This window comes from uncultured Jannaschia sp. (genome assembly GCF_947503795.1).
Taxonomy (GTDB): domain Bacteria; phylum Pseudomonadota; class Alphaproteobacteria; order Rhodobacterales; family Rhodobacteraceae; genus Jannaschia.
In genome coordinates this window covers 274,652-296,021 of the sequence record NZ_CANNEZ010000003.1, presented here as the reverse complement: position 1 = coordinate 296,021, position 21,370 = coordinate 274,652, and the positions used below count along the sequence as shown (strand labels likewise).

20 protein-coding genes are annotated in these 21,370 nt (G+C 68.9%); 14 read left to right on the top strand and 6 right to left on the bottom strand.

The genetic code is table 11. The features are described from left to right. Positions 1 to 53 precede the first annotated feature (53 nt). Complete coding sequence (gene hslU, locus Q0833_RS16860) at positions 54 to 1,352, top strand: ATP-dependent protease ATPase subunit HslU (protein WP_298437760.1); 1,299 nt, start codon at positions 54 to 56, stop codon at positions 1,350 to 1,352. Then, entirely contained in the window at positions 1,349 to 2,605 is a 1,257-nt protein-coding gene (locus tag Q0833_RS16855; protein ID WP_298437758.1) for an MFS transporter, read from the top strand. Before hslU ends, Q0833_RS16855 begins: the two co-directional genes overlap by 4 nt. On the opposite strand, the gene Q0833_RS16850 is transcribed toward Q0833_RS16855, so the two are convergent. Genes Q0833_RS16850 through Q0833_RS16840 form a run of 3 tightly spaced genes read right to left on the bottom strand, consistent with a single transcriptional unit; the run spans position 2,573 to position 4,704 of the window. Next, a complete protein-coding gene (locus Q0833_RS16850) occupies positions 2,573 to 3,157 on the bottom strand; it encodes a Smr/MutS family protein (protein WP_298437757.1) in 585 nt (194 codons plus the stop codon). The two genes, Q0833_RS16855 and Q0833_RS16850, sit on opposite strands and share 33 nt — an antisense overlap. Further along, positions 3,154 to 4,038 carry an MltA domain-containing protein gene (locus tag Q0833_RS16845; RefSeq protein ID WP_298437755.1) on the bottom strand — a complete coding sequence of 295 codons (885 nt, stop codon included), beginning with the start codon at positions 4,036 to 4,038 and terminating at the stop codon, positions 3,154 to 3,156. The genes Q0833_RS16850 and Q0833_RS16845 overlap by 4 nt, the downstream gene beginning before the upstream one ends. Positions 4,039 to 4,041: 3 nt before the next feature. Continuing rightward, a complete protein-coding gene (locus Q0833_RS16840) occupies positions 4,042 to 4,704 on the bottom strand; it encodes a Tim44/TimA family putative adaptor protein (protein WP_298437752.1) in 663 nt (220 codons plus the stop codon). A gap of 105 nt (positions 4,705 to 4,809) precedes the next feature. On the opposite strand from Q0833_RS16840, the gene Q0833_RS16835 reads away from it, so the two are divergent. Both Q0833_RS16835 and secB read left to right on the top strand, forming a co-directional pair. Next, positions 4,810 to 5,304 carry an FxsA family protein gene (locus Q0833_RS16835; RefSeq protein ID WP_298437749.1) on the top strand — a complete coding sequence of 165 codons (495 nt, stop codon included), beginning with the start codon at positions 4,810 to 4,812 and terminating at the stop codon, positions 5,302 to 5,304. 86 nt (positions 5,305 to 5,390) lie between these two features. Continuing rightward, positions 5,391 to 5,915, top strand: coding sequence for a protein-export chaperone SecB (secB, locus tag Q0833_RS16830; RefSeq protein WP_298437747.1), 525 nt, complete (start codon positions 5,391 to 5,393; stop codon positions 5,913 to 5,915). A gap of 19 nt (positions 5,916 to 5,934) precedes the next feature. Here secB and Q0833_RS16825 read toward each other — a convergent pair whose 3' ends face one another. After that, positions 5,935 to 6,678: a sulfite exporter TauE/SafE family protein gene (locus Q0833_RS16825; protein ID WP_298437745.1), complete on the bottom strand. Its 744-nt coding sequence runs from the start codon at positions 6,676 to 6,678 to the stop codon at positions 5,935 to 5,937. Next, positions 6,668 to 7,564, bottom strand: coding sequence for a LysR substrate-binding domain-containing protein (locus tag Q0833_RS16820; RefSeq protein ID WP_367274982.1), 897 nt, complete (start codon positions 7,562 to 7,564; stop codon positions 6,668 to 6,670). The genes Q0833_RS16825 and Q0833_RS16820 overlap by 11 nt, the downstream gene beginning before the upstream one ends. Positions 7,565 to 7,743: 179 nt before the next feature. On the opposite strand from Q0833_RS16820, the gene Q0833_RS16815 reads away from it, so the two are divergent. From Q0833_RS16815 to Q0833_RS16775, 9 genes are all read left to right on the top strand, one after another. Beyond that, on the top strand, positions 7,744 to 8,721 hold the full coding sequence (locus Q0833_RS16815; protein ID WP_298437738.1) for a tripartite tricarboxylate transporter substrate binding protein: 978 nt from the start codon (positions 7,744 to 7,746) through the stop codon (positions 8,719 to 8,721). A 93-nt stretch (positions 8,722 to 8,814) separates the two neighbouring features. After that, on the top strand, positions 8,815 to 9,282 hold the full coding sequence (locus Q0833_RS16810; protein ID WP_298437735.1) for a tripartite tricarboxylate transporter TctB family protein: 468 nt from the start codon (positions 8,815 to 8,817) through the stop codon (positions 9,280 to 9,282). Then, positions 9,279 to 10,778, top strand: a complete 1,500-nt coding sequence (locus tag Q0833_RS16805) for a tripartite tricarboxylate transporter permease (protein WP_298437732.1) — start codon at positions 9,279 to 9,281, stop codon at positions 10,776 to 10,778. Before Q0833_RS16810 ends, Q0833_RS16805 begins: the two co-directional genes overlap by 4 nt. Next, positions 10,775 to 12,346: a thiamine pyrophosphate-binding protein gene (locus tag Q0833_RS16800; protein ID WP_298437728.1), complete on the top strand. Its 1,572-nt coding sequence runs from the start codon at positions 10,775 to 10,777 to the stop codon at positions 12,344 to 12,346. Before Q0833_RS16805 ends, Q0833_RS16800 begins: the two co-directional genes overlap by 4 nt. Then, positions 12,343 to 13,449, top strand: coding sequence for an NAD(P)/FAD-dependent oxidoreductase (locus tag Q0833_RS16795; protein ID WP_298437725.1), 1,107 nt, complete (start codon positions 12,343 to 12,345; stop codon positions 13,447 to 13,449). The genes Q0833_RS16800 and Q0833_RS16795 overlap by 4 nt, the downstream gene beginning before the upstream one ends. Before the next feature lie 100 nt (positions 13,450 to 13,549). Beyond that, positions 13,550 to 15,679 (top strand): YjbH domain-containing protein, encoded by a 2,130-nt coding sequence (locus Q0833_RS16790; RefSeq protein WP_298437722.1) that lies wholly within the window; start codon positions 13,550 to 13,552, stop codon positions 15,677 to 15,679. Continuing rightward, entirely contained in the window at positions 15,676 to 16,323 is a 648-nt protein-coding gene (locus Q0833_RS16785; protein WP_298437719.1) for a YjbF family lipoprotein, read from the top strand. Before Q0833_RS16790 ends, Q0833_RS16785 begins: the two co-directional genes overlap by 4 nt. Before the next feature lie 92 nt (positions 16,324 to 16,415). After that, the gene (locus Q0833_RS16780; protein WP_298437717.1) at positions 16,416 to 16,640 is read left to right on the top strand and encodes a hypothetical protein; all 225 of its coding nucleotides are present in this window, start codon (positions 16,416 to 16,418) and stop codon (positions 16,638 to 16,640) included. Between the two features lie 217 nt (positions 16,641 to 16,857). After that, on the top strand, positions 16,858 to 18,207 hold the full coding sequence (locus Q0833_RS16775; RefSeq protein WP_298437714.1) for a polysaccharide biosynthesis/export family protein: 1,350 nt from the start codon (positions 16,858 to 16,860) through the stop codon (positions 18,205 to 18,207). A gap of 18 nt (positions 18,208 to 18,225) precedes the next feature. On the opposite strand, the gene Q0833_RS16770 is transcribed toward Q0833_RS16775, so the two are convergent. Next, positions 18,226 to 19,005, bottom strand: coding sequence for a metallophosphoesterase (locus Q0833_RS16770; RefSeq protein WP_298437711.1), 780 nt, complete (start codon positions 19,003 to 19,005; stop codon positions 18,226 to 18,228). 114 nt (positions 19,006 to 19,119) lie between these two features. On the opposite strand from Q0833_RS16770, the gene Q0833_RS16765 reads away from it, so the two are divergent. Further along, positions 19,120 to 21,225: a polysaccharide biosynthesis tyrosine autokinase gene (locus tag Q0833_RS16765; RefSeq protein ID WP_298437707.1), complete on the top strand. Its 2,106-nt coding sequence runs from the start codon at positions 19,120 to 19,122 to the stop codon at positions 21,223 to 21,225. Positions 21,226 to 21,370 lie beyond the last annotated feature (145 nt).

Sequence of the window (21,370 nt, the reverse complement as noted above, 5' to 3'; positions counted from 1 at the left end):
CGGCGTTGCGTTTCCGTGAACGTCCCCCCAAGTAGGCCGGAACAGGAGGCCCAATGACCAATCTGACCCCGCGCGAGATCGTGTCCGAGCTGGACCGCTTCATCATCGGCCAGTCCGGCGCCAAGCGCGCCGTGGCGGTCGCCCTGCGCAATCGGTGGCGCCGCAAGCAACTGGGCGACGACCTGCGCGACGAGGTCTATCCCAAGAACATCCTGATGATCGGACCCACTGGCGTGGGCAAGACCGAGATCAGCCGCCGCCTCGCCAAGCTGGCGCAGGCGCCGTTCCTCAAGGTCGAGGCGACGAAGTTCACCGAGGTCGGCTATGTCGGGCGGGATGTCGAACAGATCATCCGCGACCTCGTCGACGCGGCGCAGATCATGATCCGCGAACGGATGCGCGAAGACGTGAAGGCCAAGGCCCACGATGCCGCCGAGGACCGCGTGATCGAGGCGCTGGCTGGCACCGATGCGCGCGAGGGCACGCGCGAGTCGTTCCGCCGCAAGCTCCGGTCGGGCGAGCTGGACGAGAAGGTGATCGAGCTGGAGGTGGCCGACACGTCGAACCCGATGGGCATGGCGATCCCCGGCCAGCCGGGCATGGACCAGATGGCCAATCTGGGCGAGATCTTCGGCAAGATGATGCAGCGCCGCGTCAAGAAGCGCCTGACCGTGGCCGCGTCCTACGACCTTCTGATCGACGAGGAGGCGGACAAGCTTCTGGATGCCGAGAGCGTGACGCGCGAGGCCGTGCGCGCGGTCGAGCAGAACGGCATCGTCTTCATCGACGAGATCGACAAGGTGGCCACTCGGCAGGACGCGCGCGGCGGCGATGTCAGTCGCGAGGGCGTGCAGCGCGACCTGCTGCCGCTGATCGAGGGCACGACGGTGTCCACCAAGCACGGGCCGGTGAAGACGGACCACATCCTATTCATCGCGTCCGGCGCGTTCCACATCGCCAAGCCCTCGGACCTGTTGCCCGAGTTGCAGGGCCGACTGCCGATCCGGGTCGAACTGCGCGCACTGACCGAGGCGGATTTCGTTCGCATCCTGACCGAGACCGACAACGCCCTCACCCGGCAATACGCGGCGCTGATGGCCACCGAAGAGGTCACCGTCACCTTCACCGACGATGGCATCGCCGCGCTGGCCCGCATCGCGGCCGAGGTGAATTCCAGCATCGAGAATATCGGCGCGCGCAGGCTCTATACCGTGCTGGAGCGCGTCTTCGAGGAGTTGTCCTTCGAAGCGCCGGATCGGGGCGGCGACACCGTCACCGTCGATGCCGGTTTCGTCGAGACCCATCTGGGCGAGCTGTCCCGCTCCACCGATCTCAGCCGGTACGTCCTGTGACCCACGCGCCCCGGACCGGGTTCGGGGCGTTCATCCGCGACAATGCGAAGTTCCTCGCGGCCGGGATGCTGATCTCGTTCACGTCGAGCTACGGGCAGACCTTCTTCATCGCGCTCTTCGCCGACGACATCATGGCTGAATACGGCCTCAGCGACGGCGGCTGGGGCCTGCTCTATGCCGCGGCCACCATCGCCTCGGCGGCGGCGATGGTCTTCGCGGGCGTCCTCACCGACCGGCTGCGGGTGCGGCGGCTGGCCGTGTTCGTCGGCCTCGGGCTGGCGGCGGCCTGCCTCGCGATGGCGGGCGCGCAGGGGCTCGCGGCGCTCGTGGCGGTGGTCTTCGCGCTCCGCTTCCTCGGGCAGGGCATGATGAGCCATCTCTCGGCGGTCGCCATGGCCCGCTGGTTCGTCGCCACACGCGGCAAGGCGCTGGCCATCTCGGCCACGGGCTTCGCGCTGGGCCAGGCGGTGCTGCCCGTGGCCTTCGTGGGCGCCGAGCCATGGCTAGGCTGGCGCATGCTCTGGGTCGTCGCGGCCGGTCTGACGATCCTCGCGATCCCGGCGATCCTGACCCTGCTCCGGGCCGAGCGCACGCCGCAGGCGGTCGCCGCCGAGACGGTCGCCACCGGCATCGACGCCCGCCACTGGACCCGCGGCGAGATGCTGCGCTCGGGCACCTTCTGGGCGCTCGTCCCGCTCCTCCTCGGGCCGCCCGCCTTCGGGACGGCGCTGTTCTTCCACCAGGTCCATCTCGCCGCCGTGAAGGGCTGGCCGCTGATCGACTACGTGGCGCTCCTGCCGCTCCTGACGGTGGTATCGGTCGCCGTCATGCTGGCTTCGGGTGCTGCGATCGACCGCGTCGGCGCGGCCCGGCTGATGCAGGTCTATCTTCTGCCCTTCGCGCTCGCGTTCCTCCTGATGGGACTGGCGCAGACGCTCTGGGGTGCCGCACTGGCGCTGGTGGTGTTCGGGATCGGCACGGGCGCGCAGGGCACCCTGCCCACCGCGATGTGGGCCGAACTCTACGGGACGCGGCATCTCGGGGCGATCAAGGCGATGGCGGCGGCGGTGATGGTGCTGGGCTCGGCGCTCGGTCCGGGTCTGACGGGCTGGATCATAGACCGCGGCATCGACTTTCCGGGCCAGATGACGGCGATCGCGCTCTATTTCCTGGCCGCGGGTGCGCTGGCCGCCGTGGCGCTGCACCGCGCGCGGGCGCGCCTAGCGCCGGAGATAGACGTAATACGCGCCTGACCCGCCATGGGCCCGGCTGGCTTCGGTCACCTGAAGAACCAGAGGCGCCAGCGGCGCCATCCGCAGCCATTGCGGCACCTGGTGGCGCAGCACGCCCAGCCGGTTCGGGATCGGCCCCGTGCCCGGTTTCGACTTGCCCTTGCCCGTCACCACCAGAAGCAGCCGCTTGCCGGCGCCATGCGCGCCCGTCACGAAGCGCACGAGCTCGGGCTGGGCGGCGTCGAGCGTCATTCCGTGCAGATCCAGCTTGGCCTCGGGCCGCATCTTGCCCGACCGCATCCGCTTGTGCGTTTTGGCATCCATCCGGAGCGGCTGGGCCCGGATCTGGTCGGGCAGCGCCGGGGCCAGCGCATGGGTCGAACCCCGTGCCCGCGCCGCGCCGCCGATGCGGAAGGGATCGATCCGGGGGGCCTGCGGCGTAGGGGTCGGACGCGGGATCGGTTCGGGTGGCGGTGCCGCGCGACGCTCGGGATGCAAGGGGTCGGCATCGCGCGTGACGCGCGCCCAGATATCCCGATCCTCGGGCGAGAGGCCCCGCCGCCGCCGGGTCATCGCGGCCGGAGCGGCGTGAGCGTGCCGCGCGCGTTCAGCCGGCCCGCCGCATGGCCCGCCACGTCGCCCGAGCCATGGTACAGATCCGCCCGGCCCGGCCCCTTGATGGCCGAACCCGTGTCCTGCGCGATGCAGAGCCGGGCGTGGCCCTCGACCTCGATCCAGACGGGCGTGCCCAGCGCCACATGCTCCGGATCGACGGCAACGGACCGCATCGGCGTCACCGGGCAAAGCGTGCCCATCGGTCCCGTCGCATCCGACAGGTCGACCACGCGGAAGAGCACGTAGCTCGGGTTCTCGGCCATCACCGCGCGCCCGCGCTCGGGGTCTGCACGGAGCCAGTCCTTCAGCGCGTCCGCCGTGATATCCGCGCCGAAGATGCCCCGTTCGATCAGGAGGAGTCCGATCGACACGTAAGGATGCCCGTTCTTGGCCGAATGCCCGACCCGCAGCGTCGTGCCATCCGAGAAAATCAGCCGTCCGGAGCCCTGCACCTGCAGGAAGAACCGGTCCACCTCGTCGCGCAGCCACGCGATCTCGTAGCCCGCCAGATGGGCGTCGATCCCGTCGCGGGGCAGCGCGATGCCGCCGGGCGGATCGGCATGGATCGGAACCGGGAACGCGTCGGTCCGGGTCCGCGAGGCCCGGATCTCGGGCTCGTAATAGCCGGTGAAGTGCCCGGCCACCGGTGCGTCGGGCGTGAAATACGTCTCGAAGAAGCGGCGCCCGTCGGGGGCGGCCCGCGCGGCTGCGGAGAGCGGCCCCTCGGGATTGCGCAGGAACGCACCCAGTGCCGCGTCCAGATCGTCGACCGCCCAGCCCGTCAGATCGGTATGCGAAGGCCGCCCGGAGGCGGCCTCGGTGTCATCCGCGGGCGTCATGGATCAGCCGCCCGTCGCGACCAGCTTCCAGTTCGGATCGCCGGTGCCCATGGTGCGGGCGAAGGTCCAGACGTCGCGCTGCTTCTTGATTTCGTTGGGATTGCCCTCGATCACCGTGCCCTCGGCATCGCGCACGACACTCGTCAGCTCGGCCACGAAGCGCAGCGTGATCTGGCCCTCGTCGGTCGCGCGATCGAACTCGGCCTCGGTGAGGTTCGTCTCGCGGACGCCGACGAAATTCGCCTCGATCGTCAGACCCTTGTCCTCGCGGTCCGACACGACCGACAGGAACGCTTCGTACACGTCTTCGGACAGGAACGACTGCACGGGGGCCAGATCACCCTTCTCGAAGGCCATCAGGATCATCTCGTAGGCCTGCCGCGCGCCGCTCACGAACTCGGTGACGTTGAAGCCCGGCTCGGCCAGCTTCATCGCGGCCAGCGCCTTGGCCGTCTCGGAGCCATCGGCGGCATGGTCGGTGATATCGGTGTCGGGCCCGCCCTCGATCACCTCGAAGTCGCGGCGCACGTCGCGCGACGGCGAGGGGCCGTCCACGGCGGGCGGCTTCTCGAAGCCCGTGCGCGTGCCCAGAACGTTCTTCAGGCGGATGACCAGGAACAGGGCGATCGCGGCCAGTACCAGCAGTTGAATCACAGCGTCGTCCATCCTTCTCTCCGGGCGCGGCGGGTTGGTATCGCCCGCTCCGCACATATGTAAGGCCGCGAGGGGGTCAAGGAAAGCACCCCGCCCCGAAGACCGGAGTTCCCGCCGATGTGGCTCTTCGCCCTGTTCGTCGCCGTTCCCATCCTGGAGATCGCGCTCTTCATCCAGGTGGGCGGTTGGCTCGGCCTCTGGCCGACCCTCGCGATCGTGATCGCGACGGCGGCGCTGGGCACGTATCTCGTGCGCCGCCAGGGCCTGGCCGAGCTGGCGCGCATCCAGGGCTCGCTCTCGAACCTGTCGGACCCGACGCGGCCGCTGGCCCATGGTGCGATGATCCTCGCCTCGGGTCTGCTGCTGCTGACGCCGGGCTTCTTCACCGACGGGCTCGGCTTCGCGCTTCTGGTGCCGGGGGTGCGGGACGCGATCATGGGCTATGTCCGCAAGCGCATCCGCGTGCAGTCCTTCACGATGGGCGCGCCGCCGCACTCGGCCGATCCGCAGGGCGACCCGCGACCGATCGACCCCCGCGACGACGTGGTCGAAGGCGATTACGTCGAAATGCCGCGCCGCGACGGGCCGTCGGGCTGGACCGAACGCCGCTGAGGCCCGCGCCCGGTTGTGAGCCTCCGGCCCCTCTGATACGTCCGTCGGCGACCTTTTCCAGACACCAGACCCGAGGATTCCGCCCGATGGCCGATGAACAGAGCCCCGACGCCCAAGCCGCCCCCGAAGCCGCGCCGACCGATGCCGCGCAGGCCCCGCCCCAGATGCAGGTGCTCGGGCAGTTCATCCGCGACATGTCGTTCGAGAACGTGGCCGTCCAGAAGGGCATCACGATGGAGGGCCAGCCCGACATCAACGTGCAGGTCGGGCTGGATGCCAAGAAGCGCTCGACGGACGGCCAGTTCGAAGTCGCGGTGAAGCTCAACATCACCGCCAAGGCCAAGGGCGGCGAGGCCACGATCTTCGCGATGGAGCTGGATTACGCCGGCCTCTTCGCGATCCAGAACGTGCCGGACCAGCAACTGCATCCCTACCTCCTGATCGAATGCCCCCGGATGCTCTTCCCGTTCCTGCGCCGTATCGTCTCGGACGTGTCGCGCGACGGGGGCTTCCCGCCGCTCAACCTCGAGAACATCGATTTCGTCGCCCTCTACCGCAACGAGATCACGCGCCGCGCGCAGGCCGAGGCCGCACAGGTCACGCCCTCCTGATCCCTGTTCGGCGCGGGCGTCAGAGCACGACCCGCGCCAGCAGCATCGCCCCCGAGACCAGCATCATCGCGATGACAAGGCGGCGGAAGGCGTCATCGTTCAGCCGCTTGAACACCGCGATCCCGATCTGCGCCGAGATCATCGTCACCGGCAGGGCGACGGCGATGAAGATGAGTGTCTCGCGGTCGTAGGTGCCCTGGATGGCGAGGGTCAGCGCCGTCAGACCCAGCACGGTCACATTGAACGGTTGCAACACCGCGCGAACCTCGGCCTTGGGCCAGGGCCGCAGGGCGCACCACATCGTCGGCAGCGCCCCCGAAAGCGACGCCGCGCCGCCCAGGACACCGCCGAGGAAGCCCACGGCCACGTCGCCCAACGGGGTCGGCCGCTCGAATTTCGGCAAGGCCGCCCGAAGCCCGAAGAACCCGCCATAAAGAAGCATGAAGCCCGCGATCACGGCCTTCAGCACATCCGCCGACAGGACCGACAGCGCCGCGACGCCGAGCGGGATGCCCGGCAGCGCGGGCAACAGGAACCGCGCGAGGCGGCGCCGCTGGGAGATCATCGCGCGGCGCACGAGCCAGACGCCCTGAAGCCCGCTGACAACCGACATGACGACGACGATCGCGACGGCCTGCACAGGCGGCATGATCTGAAGCCAGAAGCCCAGCGCGAAGAGCGCCGTGCCGAATCCCGCGAGGCCATTGATGAAGCCACCCAGCGCGGCGCCCGCCAGAAGAAGCGCCACGAATTCAAACGACATCGCGGATCCCTTCGGGGGTCAGCACGCCCAACGCGACCGCGCTGCGGAGCCGTGCGACCAGCGCCTCGATGGCGCGGGTCTTGGTGCTGTCGGCGCGGCAGACGAGGCCCAGATGCCGGACCGGCGCATCGGGACCCAGCGGGATGCGCCGAAGCGGCAAGGGCTGTTGCGGCTGGACCGCGCGGCGGGGTGCGATGGCGACGCCCATGTTGCACAGGACCATGGACGAAATGGCGTCGAGCCCCTCCAGCTCCATCGCCTCCTGCACGACGATGCCCTTCTCCTGGAGCCAGGTCTCGATCATCGCGCCCACGACGGCGTCCCGGCTGAACCGGATGAAAGGGTGGCGGCGGAGGAGTTCGACGGGATCGTCGCCCTCGGTGTTCTCGGCCGCCAGAAGCTGCAACTCCTCTGCGGCGACGGCATGCCAGTCATGGCCTTGCGGAATCAGGCCGGGGCGCGAGACGACGGCGGCGTCCAGTTGCCCGCGCTCGACCATCCGCAACAGCGCGTAGGTCAGGCCACCTTGCAGCCGCACCTGCAGATCGGGATAGGCCTGCCGCAACGCCGACACCCCAAGTGGCGCGAGCCCTGTCAGGGTTGTCGGCACCACGCCGAGGGTCAACTCACCGGACAGCCCGCCATCACCCAGCACCGAAGGCACGAGGTCATCGTAATCGGCGACGACCTGCCGGGCGCGGGCGACCATCGCGCGCCCGACCGGCGTGAAGACCGGCGTGCGCCGCGAGCGGTCGAAAAGCTTCACGTCCCACTCGGCCTCGAGCGCCTTCATCTGCTGGCTGACGGCGGCATGGGTGACGAAGACCGCGCCCGCCGCCGCCGAGAAGGTGCCGTGATCGTCCACCGCGATAAGGGTTCGGAGCATTCGGATCGACATGGTCCGCCCCCATGGTTCGACCGACGCGATACGTAAGCGCTGCTTTCGTATCCTGTAAATTATTGGTGCTTTCTACCGATTTTCCCTTAACCCTATCCTTTGTCAAGAACCGGGGCCGGGTCGTCAGGGAGGATGGCGCGGACCACCGCTTCGCATGGGAGGATTGCATGACACGTTTCCACACCGGCCTTGTGGCCGCTGCACTGACTGGCCTGACCGCGACCGCCGCTTGGGCCGAGTACCCCGAGCGGGCCATCAACATGGTGATCCCCTACGGCGCGGGCGGCGCCACCGACATCTCGGCGCGCGCCATCGCCGCGCCCCTGGGCGAGGCCGTGGGCCAAGCGCTCGTCATGTCGAACATCACCGGCGCGGGCGGGGCCACCGGCTCGGTCGCCGTCCAGAACGCGCAGCCCGACGGCTACACGATGCTTTTCGCGCGCGTCGGCAGCCATTCGGTCAATCCGGCGATGAAGGCGACCCTGCCCTACACGCTCGACGATTTCCGCTTCGTGACCGTCTACGAGATCAACCCCTTCGCCTGTGCCGTCGCCGCCGGCTCCGAGATCCAGTCGATGGACGACCTGATCGCCAAGGCGCAGGGCGATGGGATCGCCTTCTCGTCCTCGGGTGTGGGCTCCGGCCTGCATCTGGGCGCAACCATGGTGCTCGATGCCTTCGGGCTGGAGGACGCGGCCAACACCGCGACGCACATCCCGCAACAAGGCGGCGGGGCCGCGGCGACCGCGGTGCTGAACGGCACGGCGGACTTCCTCTGCACGAATTCGTCCTCGATCGCGGGCTTCATCGCCAACGAGCAGATGCGCCCGCTTCTCGTGACCACCGCCGAGCCGGTGCCCGGCTTCGACGCGCCTTCGGCCGCCGACCTGGGCCATCCCGAGCTTGAACAGCTCGTCGGCTGGACGGGGATCGCGGGGCCCGCGGGTCTGCCCGACGACGTCGCCGCCAAGTGGGGCGAATGGATGACCGCCGCCACGGCGGACGAAGGGTTCCGCGAGGTGATGGAATCCGCGGGCTCGATCATCGAGGTGATGGACCCCGAGCAGGCGAACGCCTTCATCCAGCAGCAATACGAAACCTTCCGGGCGCTGGTCGACGAGCTTGGCATGCGTATCGAAGGCTGACAGGCTGATCCGACGCGAGGCGCGGCACGGTCGATCCGTGCCGCGCCGCACCGATGCCAGGGGAGAGCCGGTTTGCACGATCGACGATTGCACATGCAGCTGGGCGTCGGGGCCGTCGCGGTGGCGGCGCTTCTCCTGTTCTACGCGATCCCGGTCTGGGTCTCCTCGCCGTCCAATGTCCGCAACATCGTGCTGTCGCCGCTCTTCTGGCCGAACGCACTGGCGATCCTGACGGCGCTGATCGGCCTGTCGCTGATCGCCACCGCCTGGCGCCAGCCCCGCGGGCCCGCGCCGACCTCGGACGTCGAGGACCGCGGCACGGCGATGCTTCGCCTTGCGGGCGCGGCGGTGGTCATGGTCCTGACGTTCCTCGCCCTGCCCCGGCTCGGCCTCGTCTGGACGGCGATGCTGACCTTCGTGGCGCTCGCCCTTCTGGTCCGCACGAAACATCCCGTCTGGGCGCTCGTCTCGGCGGTGGTGGTGCCGCTCGTCCTCTATCTCTTCTTCGCCAAGGTCGCGGGCGTCGCCATCCCGCAGGGCCTTTTCGTGAGACTGCCATGAGCTTCGTCGACAGCCTGCTGGCCGGTCTCGCCCTCGTCGGCAATGTCGAGGCGTTCCTCGCACTCGGCCTCGGGGTCGTGATCGGGGTCATCGGTGGCGCCATCCCCGGCATGTCGGCGACCATGGCCGTCGCCCTGACCCTGCCCTTCACCTTCGCGATGCAGCCGATCACCGGCATCCTTCTGCTGCTGGGCGTCTACAAGGGCGGCATCTTCGGCGGCTCCATCCCCGCGATCCTCATCAAGACGCCCGGCACGCCAGCCTCCTCGGCCACCGTGCTCGACGGCTACCCGCTGGCCGAGCAGGGCAAGGCGGGCAAGGCGCTGGGGATGGCGCTCTACGCCTCCTGCACGGCCGACCTCATCTCGAACCTCGCGCTCATCCTCTTCGCGGGCTGGCTGGCGAGCTTCGCGCTTTCCTTCGGGCCGCCGGAATTCTTCACGCTGATCCTCTTCTCGCTGACGATCATCGCGGGCGTCTCCGGCGACAGCCTCCTGCGCGGCGCGCTCTCGGCGCTGCTGGGGCTTTTGCTGGCGACGATCGGGCTCGACCTCGTCTACGGCACCAACCGCTTCACCTTCGGCGATCCGAACCTGATGGGCGGGCTGAACTTCATCGCCGTGCTGATCGGCCTCTTCGCCATCCCCGAGATCCTGTCGATGGTCTGGAACCCCCGCGCCCATGACGGCCAGACGCGCGCGCTGGGCCAGAACTGGGTGACGCTCAAGGAGTACGCGGCGAGCTTCAAGTCCATCGTCCGGGGCAGTTTCATCGGCGTCTTCCTCGGGTCCATTCCGGGCATCGGCGCGGCCCCCTCGGCCTTCCTCAGCTACTCCGAAGCACGGCGGAAATCGCCCAACAAGGCCAATTTCGGCAAGGGCGAACTCGAGGGCGTCGCCGCCGCCGAGGCGGGCAACAACGGCGTCGCGGGTGCCACGCTGATCCCGCTTCTGGCGCTTGGTGTGCCGGGCGATGTCATCACCGCGATCATCATGGGCGCGTTCATGGTCCACGGCCTGCAGCCCGGCCCGATGATGTTCATCCTGAACGTCGACATCATCTACGGGCTGTTCATCGGCCTGATCGTCAGCTCGGTGTTCCTCTTCGCGGTGGGCTCGGTCGCGATCCGCGCCTTCCGCTACGTGGCCGACATCCCGCGTGGCGTGCTCTTCCCGGCGGTGATGGTGCTCTGCATCTACGGCGTGTTCGCGGTGAACAACAATCTCTTCGACGTGGGCGTGATGTTCGCGATGGGCTGGGTCGGGTTCTTCTTCCTCCGCTTCCAGATCCCCGCGGCCCCCTTCCTCATCGCCTTCATCCTCGGCCCGCTGCTCGAGGACAACTTCCGCCAGGCGATGCTGATGTCAGGCTCGAACCCGACGATCCTCTTCCGGGGGCCGATCACCTGGGTGTTCTGGGCGCTGACCGCGATCACCGTGGTCGCCATCGCGCGCGCCGGGTTCCGGGCCACGCGCCGGAAGTGCACACCAGCATGAGGGGTGCGGACCTTCTGGTCGAGACGCTGAAGGCCGCCGGGGTACGGCGCATCTTCTCGCTCTCGGGCAACCAGATCATGCCGGTCTACGACGCCTGCCTCAGCGCGGGGATCGAGATCGTCCACACCCGCCACGAGGGTGCGGCCGTCTTCATGGCCGAAGCCCATGCCCAGATCACCGGCGAGGTCGGCGTGGCACTGGTCACGGCGGGCGCGGGCCTCGGGAACGCCATCGGCCCGCTACTCTGCGCGCGGGAATCCGACACGCCGGTGCTTCTGCTGTCGGGCGATTCGCCCGTCGCGCAGGACGGCCGCGGCGCGTTTCAGGAGATGGACCAGACCGCGCTGACCGCATCGCTGACCAAGCTCTCGGTCCGACCGGTTCGAGCGAACGACCTCGACATGGCGACCGCCCGAGCGATGCGCGTCGCGGCCTCGGGGCGACCCGGCCCCGTCCATCTCGCCCTGCCCTTCGACGTGCTCTCCGCCAATACCGACGCGCCCGTCCCGACCACCGCGCGCGACATGATGGTCTTGGCGCCCGAGGCGATCGAGGCCATCGCCGCCGACATGGCCGCCGCCGCACGCCCCGTCATCCTGACCGGCCCGGTCCTGTCGGAGACGCGCGCGCCGGGACTGGCCCGGCAGCTCGGCGACGCGATCGGCGCCACCGTCCTCTGCATGGAAAGTCCCCGCGGGCTGCGCGACCCGGCGCTGGGCGGCTTCGGCGCGATGCTGGGCGAGGCGGACATGGTCCTCTGCCTCGGCAAGCGGGTCGACTTCACGCTGGGCGCCGGGTCCGCCTTCGCCGACGATGCGCGCGTGCACGTCGTCACGCCCGACGAGGGAGAGCGTGCGCGCGCCCATCGCAATCTGGGCGACCGCGCCGCCACCCATGCCGCCGACCCGAGAGACGCGGCCCCGGCGCTGATCGCCGCCGCCAGGGGCAACCCCTCCTCCGACTGGCAATCGAACCTGGCTGCGCGGGTCGCCGCCCGTGCGGACAGGCCCGATGTGGATGGTCTGACGCCGGATCTGATCTGCGCCGCCGTGCAGCGTCGGATCGACGCGCATCCCGACACCATCGTCATCTGCGACGGCGGCGAGTTCGGGCAATGGGCGCAGGCCTATACGTCCGCCCCCCGGCGCATCGTCAACGGAATCTCGGGCGCGATCGGCGGCGGGCCCTGCTACGGGCTCGCCGCGGCCTTGGCCCAGCCGGACGCGCAGGTCATCGTCATGGTCGGCGACGGCACGGTCGGCTTCCATTTCGCCGAGTTCGAAACGGCGGCACGGGCCGGCGCCGCCTTCACGGTCGTGATCGGCAACGACCGTCGCTGGAACGCCGAGCACGTCATCCAGATGCGCGACTTCGGGTCGGATCGGGGCATCGGCTGCGATCTGAGCGGCGCGCGCTACGACGAGGCGGTCGCGGCGTTGGGCGGGCATGGCGAACACGTCACGGATGCCGCCGATCTCGACGCGGCGCTGGACCGCGCCGCCGCATCCGGCAAGGTCGCCTGCGTCAATGTCGCGATGCACGGCCTGCCTGCCCCCGCCGCGCCGTGACCGACCATGTCCAGACCGTCGTCGTCGGCGCAGGCGTCATCGGCACCGCGATCGCGCGCGCGCTGGCGCAGGCCGGCCACGAGGTGCTGGTGCTGGAGGCCGAGGACTCGGGCCATCACCACACCAGCGCCCGCAACAGCCAGGTCATCCACGCGGGCATCTACTACGCGCCCGGATCGCTGAAGGCGCGGCTCTGCGTCGAAGGGCGGCGCATGATGTACGACTTCTGCGCGACGCGGCATGTCGATCACCTGAACTGCGGCAAGCTGATCGTGGCCACGACCGAGGGGCAACTGGCCGAACTGCAGGTGCTCCACGACCGCGGCCATGCGAATGGCGTGGACGACCTCCACCTGATCTCCGGCGAGGCCGCGACCGACCTGGAACCCGAGCTCAGGTGCCTCGGGGCGCTGGTCTCGCCGTCCACCGGGGTCGTCGACGCACCGGGCTTCATGCGCGCGCTTCAGGGCGAGGCCGAGGCCGCGGGCGCGTCCTTCGCCACCCATGCGCCCCTGCGGCGCGCGACCTCGGACCCCAAAGGCTGGCGGCTGGAGATCGGCGACACGGACGGCACCGGCCTGACCTGCAACAACCTCGTGAACGCCGCCGGGCTGGGATCGTGGGACGTGGCCGCGGCAATGGACGACCCCGGCATCGCCATCCCGACCCGCAACCACGTCAAGGCCTGCTACTTCTCGCTCGGCGGCGCGGCCTCGCCCTTCGAGCGGCTGATCTACCCCGCGCCCGACGCCGCGTCGCTCGGGGTACACAGCCTGCGCGACATCGGCGGGCAGGTTCGGTTCGGCCCGTCGGTGCATTTCCTCGACGGCGCGGCCATCGACTACCGCAACGATGTCGATCCCGCCCCCTTCGCCACCGCGATTCGTCGGTTCTGGCCCGGTCTTCCCGAGGATGCGCTTGTTCCCGACACCTGCGGCATCCGGCCCCGAATCACGCCGCCCGGCGCGCCGCTGGCGGATTTCATGATCCGCGGCCCCGCCGACCACGGACGGACGGGGCTGGTGCATCTTTTCGGGATGGAATCGCCCGGTCTCACGTCCTCGATGGCGATCGGGGCCCATGTCGCCCGCCTCATGGCGTGAATGCTGCACATCACCCGAAAATCGGACCCGCGTCCGCCGTGCCATTGAGGCGGCCGAGCGCCGTCTGTAGGCATGTCGCTGGCAGAGGTGGGTGAACGACATGGCACGGAGCAGAACGAGGTTGGCCGCGATCCTGCTCGGCACGGTCGCCGTGGCCGGTCCTGTCGGCGGCCAGGGCATCGAGCCCGCGCTCCTGCCCGTCAGCTACACGCTGGGCGGCGCGCCCGGCCTGATCGAGATGCCGACCGCCCAGAGCGCGCCCGATGCCGAGCTTGCCGCGACGCTGTCCTACGGCGCGGGCACCGGCCGGACGTCGCTGACGTTCCAGATCACGCCGCGCCTCTCGGGCACGTTTCGCTATGCCAGCATCGACGGGCTCGGCCTCGGCGGGACGACGACCTACGACCGGTCCTTCGACCTGCGCTACCGTGTGCTGGACGAGGGTCGGATCACCCCCGCCATCGCCATCGGCATCAACGACCTCGTGGGGACCGGTCTCTATTCCAGCGAATACGTCGTCGCGACCAAGTCCCTGACCGATCGGCTGACCGGCACGCTGGGGATAGGCTGGGGTCGCCTTGCGGGGGTCGGCGCCTTCGACAATCCGCTGGGCGTGTTCGACGGACGCTTCGACACCCGCCCGCCCAACAATTTCGGCCAAGGGGGCAATTTCGACGCCAGCCGGTACTTCCGCGGCGATGCCGCGCTCTTCGGCGGCCTGACCTACGCCCATAGCGACGACCTGCTCTTCAAGATCGAGTATTCCTCCGATGCGTCCTTCGCCGAAACCGCGGCGGGAAATTTCGAACGTCGGACACCGATCAATTTCGGCGTCGACTGGAACCTGCGACCCGGCGTTCGGCTGCAAGGCGCGCTCCTGCATGGCGACACCGCGGCCATCGGCGTGACCTTCGCGCTGAATGCCAAGCGCCCGGCCGTCAATGGCGGGCTCGATCCCGCGCCGCAGGCCGTTCTGGTTCGCGCCCCGGGGGCCGCTGCCGATCTCGGTTGGACCGCGCAGGCGGACGCGCCCGACATCCTGCGCGGCAATCTCGAGACCGCGCTCGCCAATGACGGGATCGTCCTCGAGGGGCTTCGGCTCGACAGCAATTCGGCGACGATCCTGATCCGCAACACCCGCTGGAACTCGACCGCGCAGGCGGTCGGGCGCACCGCACGAGTGATGACCCGGACCCTGCCCGCCTCGGTCGAGACGTTCGAGATCGTCCCGACCTCGCAAGGCACGCCCACCGTCGGCGTGACCCTCGCGCGCACCGATATCGAGCTTCTCGAGAACGACCCGGACGCGAGCTGGCGCAGCTACGTCCGCGCCGAACTCGACAGTGCCGAGGACGCTTGGGACGGCGCCGTCCGGTCACCCGAGCTCTATCCCCGCTTCACCTGGGCGCTGGGGCCGTATGTCGAGGCGTCCTATTTCGACCCCGACTCGCCGGTGCGGCTGGATTTCGGGGCGGAGCTCGACGCCCGCTACGACATCGCCCCGGGCCTCAGCCTCGCCGGGACGTTGCGCCAGCGACTGATCGGCAATCGCGACGACGCGACCCGCCCGTCCAACTCGGTGATCCAGCGGGTCCGGTCGGAATCGAACCTCTACGCCCGCGAGGACCTGTCGCTGACCCGGCTCTACGGCAACTACCAGTTCCGGCCCGGCGAGAACCTCTATGGCCGCGTCACGGCGGGCTATCTCGAACGCGCCTATGCGGGCGTCTCGACCGAGCTTTTGTGGAAGCCGCCGTCCAGCAGCCTCGCTCTCGGGGTCGAGCTGAACTACGCAAGACAGCGCGCCTTCGACGACCTGTTCGACCTGCAGGATTACGATGTCGTGACGGGTCACGCCTCGGCCTATTGGCGCGCCCCGAACGGGTTCGATTTCCAACTCGACGCGGGCCGCTATCTGGCGGGCGATACCGGCGCGACCCTGTCGATCGACCGCACCTTCGGCAACGGCTGGCGCGTCGGCGCCTATGCCACGCTGACCGACGTGTCGTTCAGTGATTTCGGCGAAGGCTCCTTCGACAAGGGGATCCGCGTCTCGATCCCGCTGTCGCATTTCACCGGCAACGCCTCGACCCGGAAGGCCCGCGGCACGATCCAGCCCATCCTGCGGGATGGCGGCGCACGCCTTCGGGTCGACAATCGGCTCTACGAGCAGGTGCGCGAGGACCACGATCCGGCCCTGCGCCGCAGCTGGGGGCGGTTCTGGCGATGATTGGACATGTGATCCGCGCCGTCCTGCTGCTGGCTGTTCTGACCGCCTGCAACATCGGCAACCGGCAGGCCGAGGGCGACGGCGTCACCCGCATCGTCACGGACCGGATCCGCGCGGGCCTCGGCGGCAGCGAAGACGCCACCCCTCCTGCGACCGTCGCGCAGGTGCGCGCCGCGCTCACGCCGGAGGTGCGCGCCGCGCTCACCGCGCCGACGCTTCTCGTCCAGGTCGAGGGGACCGGCGGCGTGTCCCTGCCGCAGCGGATCACCGTCAACGGCGCGACCGAGACCTACCTGACCGAGGATGACAGCACGCTGGCCTTCCGGGACGGCATGCTGGTCGGGACGCGCGGTATCGGGTTCGACCTGATGGCCGCCGACGTGGCCGAGGCATCGGCCGCCATCCGCGCTGGCCGCACCACCCGCATCACCCGCACCATGAGCTGGCTGGACGGCACCGGTGCCATCGTCCGCCGGGGCTTCACCTGCGGAATTCATCCCGCCGGCGACCGGATCACCGAGACCTGCAACGCCATCGGCCTCGCCTTCGAGAACGACTACGTGGTCCGGGGCGGCAACATCGTCGCGTCGCGGCAATGGTCCGGTCCGGTCCAGGGCCATATCCGCATCGAACGGGTGAACTGACCCTGCCGGACCGTGCCCCGCGCCGTTTCGCCTTGGACCGACAGGCAAAACGCGGTAGGATTACCGCAACTTCAGTCTTAACGGAGAGCATCATGACGCGCATTCTCGCCCTCACCGCGGCCCTGACCGTCGCCGCCACCGGTGCTTTCGCGCAGGAGATCAAGCCGGTCGACACAACCCAGTCGACTCAGGGGGCGACGAGCCTCGGGCTCGGAACCGGCGGTGCCGGTCTGATCGCCGCGGGCGTCACGATCCTGATCGTCGCGGGCATCGCGTCCTCCAGCGGCGGCAGCGACGCGACCAGCAGCACCCCCTGATTCTCCGGCTCCGCGGGTCGACCCTGCGACGGATGGCATTTTAAGGGTCCGCATCTTGGATGCGGGCCCTTTTTTGCATGAATCCCCCCGGACTCCGGATGCGGAAACCACAGGCGACCGATTTCGCGCGGGGATCGACCCGCGCGGCCTTGCTTCGATGGGCCTCGTCTGGGACCAAGCGGTTGCATTCGAGAATCGGGACGATGGGGATACGGCAATGATCAAGACGCTTGCTGCCGGGATTCTGACCGTCGCGCTCGTGGGGTGTGGCGTCGTCTACAAGTCGCCCTCGGTGCCCCGGGACGCGGACGGCGTGCGCGTCCTGCCTCTGACCGCGGAATCCGCCCTGATCGCCAACCGCGCGCCCTACACGCCCCGTGCCGTGCCCGCCGTGTTCGGTCTGACCGCCGGCGGCGGCAATCTCGGCGCAGGGGGCGGTGCGGTCCCACCCGCCTCGCTCTCGCGGCCCGTCCGACCCGGCCAGCTGTCGCTGATCGCGCCGCCGCAGGTCAGCCGCGGCCCCTATGAGATCGGGGTTGGTGACGTCCTTCTGCTCGCCACCCGTCAGACCGGGTCCACCGTCGAGGAGCTGTCGGGTCTTCTGGCCGCGTCCAACCGGCGGCAGGGCTATACCGTGCAGGATGACGGTGCGATCGCCATCCCCGATATCGGCCGCGTCGACGTCGCCGGCCTGACACTGTCGGCCGCCGAGGACGCGCTGTTCCAGGCGCTTGTCGCCAACAATATCGACCCGACCTTCAGCCTCGAAGTCGCCGAGTTCAATTCCAAGCGCGTCTCCGTGGGCGGCGCCGTCGCCCAGCCGACCGTCGTGCCCGTCACCCTGACCGAGCTGACGCTGGACGAGGCGCTGGCCGGGGCGGGCGGCATCGCGACCGGCAATCTCGATTTCGCGCTGGTGCGGATCTACCGCGACGGCCAGCTCTACCAGATTCCCGTCGCGGACTACCTCCAGCGCCCCGCGCTGCAGAAGACGACGCTTCTGGCGGGGGACAGCGTTTTCGTCGGCGACGAGTTCGATCTCGATCAGGCGCAGGCCTATTTCGCAGAACAGATCCAGCTCGCCAATTTCCGGGCCGGTCAGCGCAACCAGGCCCTGAACGAGCTCCAGGCCCAGATCGGCATCCGCCGCGGCAATCTCGAGGAGGCACGGGGCAACTTCCGCGACCGCATCGCGCTCGATGCCGTCGACCGCGACTATGTCTACCTGACGGGCGAGGTGAACAATCCCAGCCGGTTCCTTTTGCCCTTCGGGCGGCAGGCGACGCTGGCCGACGCGCTCTACGACAATGGCGGCTTCACGACGCAGACGGCCAATCCGGGCCAGATCTACGTGCTCCGGGCGGCCAGCGATCCGGCCGATCTGGGAGCCGTCACCGCGTGGCATCTCGACGCGCGCAACGCCGCGAACCTGACGGTCGCCACGAGGATGCAGATGCGGCCCGGCGACGTCGTATTCCTGGCCGAGCAGCCCATCACCCGGTGGAACCGCGCCATCAGCCAGCTTCTGCCGCAGGTCATCGCGGTCGGGAACGCGGTCAACGACTGATCCGCAGTCGGCCGGCCGTCAGGCCCCGATGATGTGAAAGTCGATCCGGTCGGTGTCGAGGATGCCGACGGTCAGACGCCCCGAATGATATGCGCCCGTATCGACCGCGATCCGGCCGGCGGTGACGGTCGGCGTCTCGACGATATGGTGGCCATGTGCGATCCACAGACCGTCGCGCCGGGGCGTCGTCGTGAAGGCGCGATGCCCCCAGAGCAGCGTATCCTTGTCCTGCGCGTCAATCGGCAGGTCCGGGTCGGCCCCCGCATGAAGGCAGACGAGATTGCCGCTCCGGTGCATCAGGGGCAGTCGCTCCAGCCAGCTCAGCATCCCGTCGGGCATCGCATCGGCGATTGCGGCGCGCGCGGCGACAAGGGCCTTCGGACCGGCGCGGTCGGTTAGCCCTGCAACGCCGAAGCTCGCCGCCGTCTGGAGCCCTCCATTGACCAGCCAGCGACGTCCGGCCACGACCGGCTGATCCATGAAATCCAGCATCATCCGCTCGTGATTGCCCATCAGGACGGTCGCGGGGACCGGGCAGGCCGCCTCGATCCCATGCAGAAGCGTCAGCACACCCGCCGAGGTCTCGCCCCGGTCGACGTAATCCCCGAGGAACACGATTTCGCAATCGGGGCCGTTCTCGGCGATATCGGCATCCAGAAACGCCAGCGCGCCGTGCAGAAGATCCAGCCGGCCGTGGATGTCCCCGACGACATAGGTCCGGGCATCGGGTCGCAGCGCGGCCTCGAAGACCGAACCGGTGGCGCTGCGCCCGAAGCGTTTGCTCAATGTCTTCAGCATGGGATCCATGGCTCTGTTTCACGCGGTGGCGGGGTCACGCCCGCTCGCTGCGTTGCCGCGCGCCGGTTCCTATGACATAGGCGTAAGACACCGAATTACGATGGTCGTCCCGGCATGAATGACAGTCTCGCGATCAGTTCGACCGTCGAGGCCGCGCATGATGACGACATCGGTCTCGGAAAGCTACTCCTGACGATCTGGCTTGGGAAGTGGTGGGTCGTGCTGACCACCGTTTTGGCGATCACGGTCGGCGGGCTCTACGCCTTCCGTCTCGCGGTTCCGATCTACACCGCCGCCGCCACGGTCGCGCTCGAAAGCCGCGAGCAATCCGTCGTCGATTTCGAAAGCGTCGTGTCGGGCCTCTCGGGGGACCAGTCGATCATCAACACCGAGATCGAGGTGCTGCAGTCGCGCGGCCTGATCGGCAAGCTCGTGGATCGGCTCGACCTGACGACCGATCCCGAGTTCAACGCGACGCTGCGCCCGGACGGCGTGTCACTTGGGTCGATCGTCGCGTCGGTCGTCCCGTGGCTCGCGCCCGAGCCGATGGAGGCGCCGACCGAGGAGCAGATCCGCAACCGGACGATCAACGCGGTGCTGGACGCGCTGTCGATCACCAATATCCGCAATTCGCTCGTCTTTCGCATCTCCGTCCGCTCCGAAAGCGCCGCCACCGCGACGGAGATCGCCAACGCGTTGGCCGATCTCTACATTCTCGAACAGATCGAGGTGAAGTTCGAGGCGACGGCCCGCGCCACCGCCTGGCTGAGCGAGAAGGTCGCCGAGCAAGGCGCCGAGCTCGAGGCCGTGCAGGACGAGCTGACCGCCTTCACCGCCGTCTCCGAACTCGTCACCCCCGAGGAGGTCGCGGCGCTCAACCGACAGATCGCCGACCTGCGCACGCGCATCACCGGGATGGACGGCGCGACGGACGCGGACGAAGGCGTGGCCGAGACGCTGCAGGCCGCGCTCGACGCCGAGGATTTCGCCCGCATCCTCGAGCTCACCGGCGACCGCGCGCTGGCCCGGATCATGTCGCTCGACGCGCCCAGTGCCGATGCCTTGCGCGCACGCAGCATCCAGCTGGTCGAGACGGCGCGGAGCGGCGACCGGCGCAACGTGGCGCAGGCTCGGGCCCTGCGCGTATCGCTGGCCGAGCTCGAAGCGCAGCTCGCGGCCCAGTCCGAGGCGCTGTTGCAACGCCAAGGATTGGAGCGCGCGGTCGAGCAGGCGCAGCTTCTCTTCGACTACTTCCAGAACCGCCTGCGCGAGACCGCCGTCCAGCAGGGCATCCAGCAGGCCGATGCGAGGATCCTCAGTTCCGCCGTGGTTCCGATCAATCCCACGAGCCCCCGCAAGCCCCTGATCCTCGCGCTGTCGGCGATTCTCGGGATGATGGCCGGCGCGGGCGCGCTGATCTTCCGGGAACAGCGCCAGACCGGCTACCGCTCGGCCGAACAACTCGAGGCGCAGACCGGCGTCACCGTCATGGGCCAGCTGCCGCGCGTGAAGATCAAGTCCCGCAAGGCAATGCTCGACTATCTCGCCGAGAAGCCGACCTCGCGGCTGGCCGAGGCGTTCCGCAATCTGCGCACGAGCGTGATGCTGTCCAATCTCGACACGCCGCCGAAGGTGATCATGTCGACCTCGTCCCTGCCCGGCGAAGGCAAGACGACCCAATCGCTCGCCCTGGCGCAGAACTTCGCCAGTCTGGGCAAGACCGTCCTGCTCATCGAGTGCGACGTCCGCCGCCGCATCTTCGCGCAGAAGCTCGGTTTCACCGACGGGTTCGGGCTGATCTCGGTGCTGTCGGGCGAGGCCGAGCTGGGCGAGGTCATCCAGCACAGCCCGCAGCTCGGTCGCGTCGACGTCCTGATCGGCGAGAAGAGCAACGTGAACCCGGTCGACACCTTCCAGTCGGACCGCTTCGCGCAGTTCCTTTCCGACATGCGGGCGCGCTACGATGTGGTCGTCATCGACACGGCCCCCGTCCTCGCCGTTCCCGACAGCCGCGTCATCGCCCAGAAGGTCGATGCCGTCCTCTATTCGGTGAAGTGGAACGACACCCCCCGCTCCGCCGTGCGCGAAGGTCTGCGCCTGCTGGAAACCGCGCGCGTCAAGGTCTCGGGCCTCGTGCTGACCCAGATCGACCTCGCAGGAATGGAGAAGATGGGCTACGGCGAATATGGACGCTACGGCCGGGGCTACTACTCCGACTGAGCGCTACCCGGAATCGCCCCCTGCGCCTGGCGTTAGACGCGATCTCTACATCATCCGACATATCTGGTAATGTGGGCTCCGCTTGAGTCCGCAGGGAATCGGACCGCAGGGAGATGAATGTCCGGTTTCACCCCACAAGACCTGT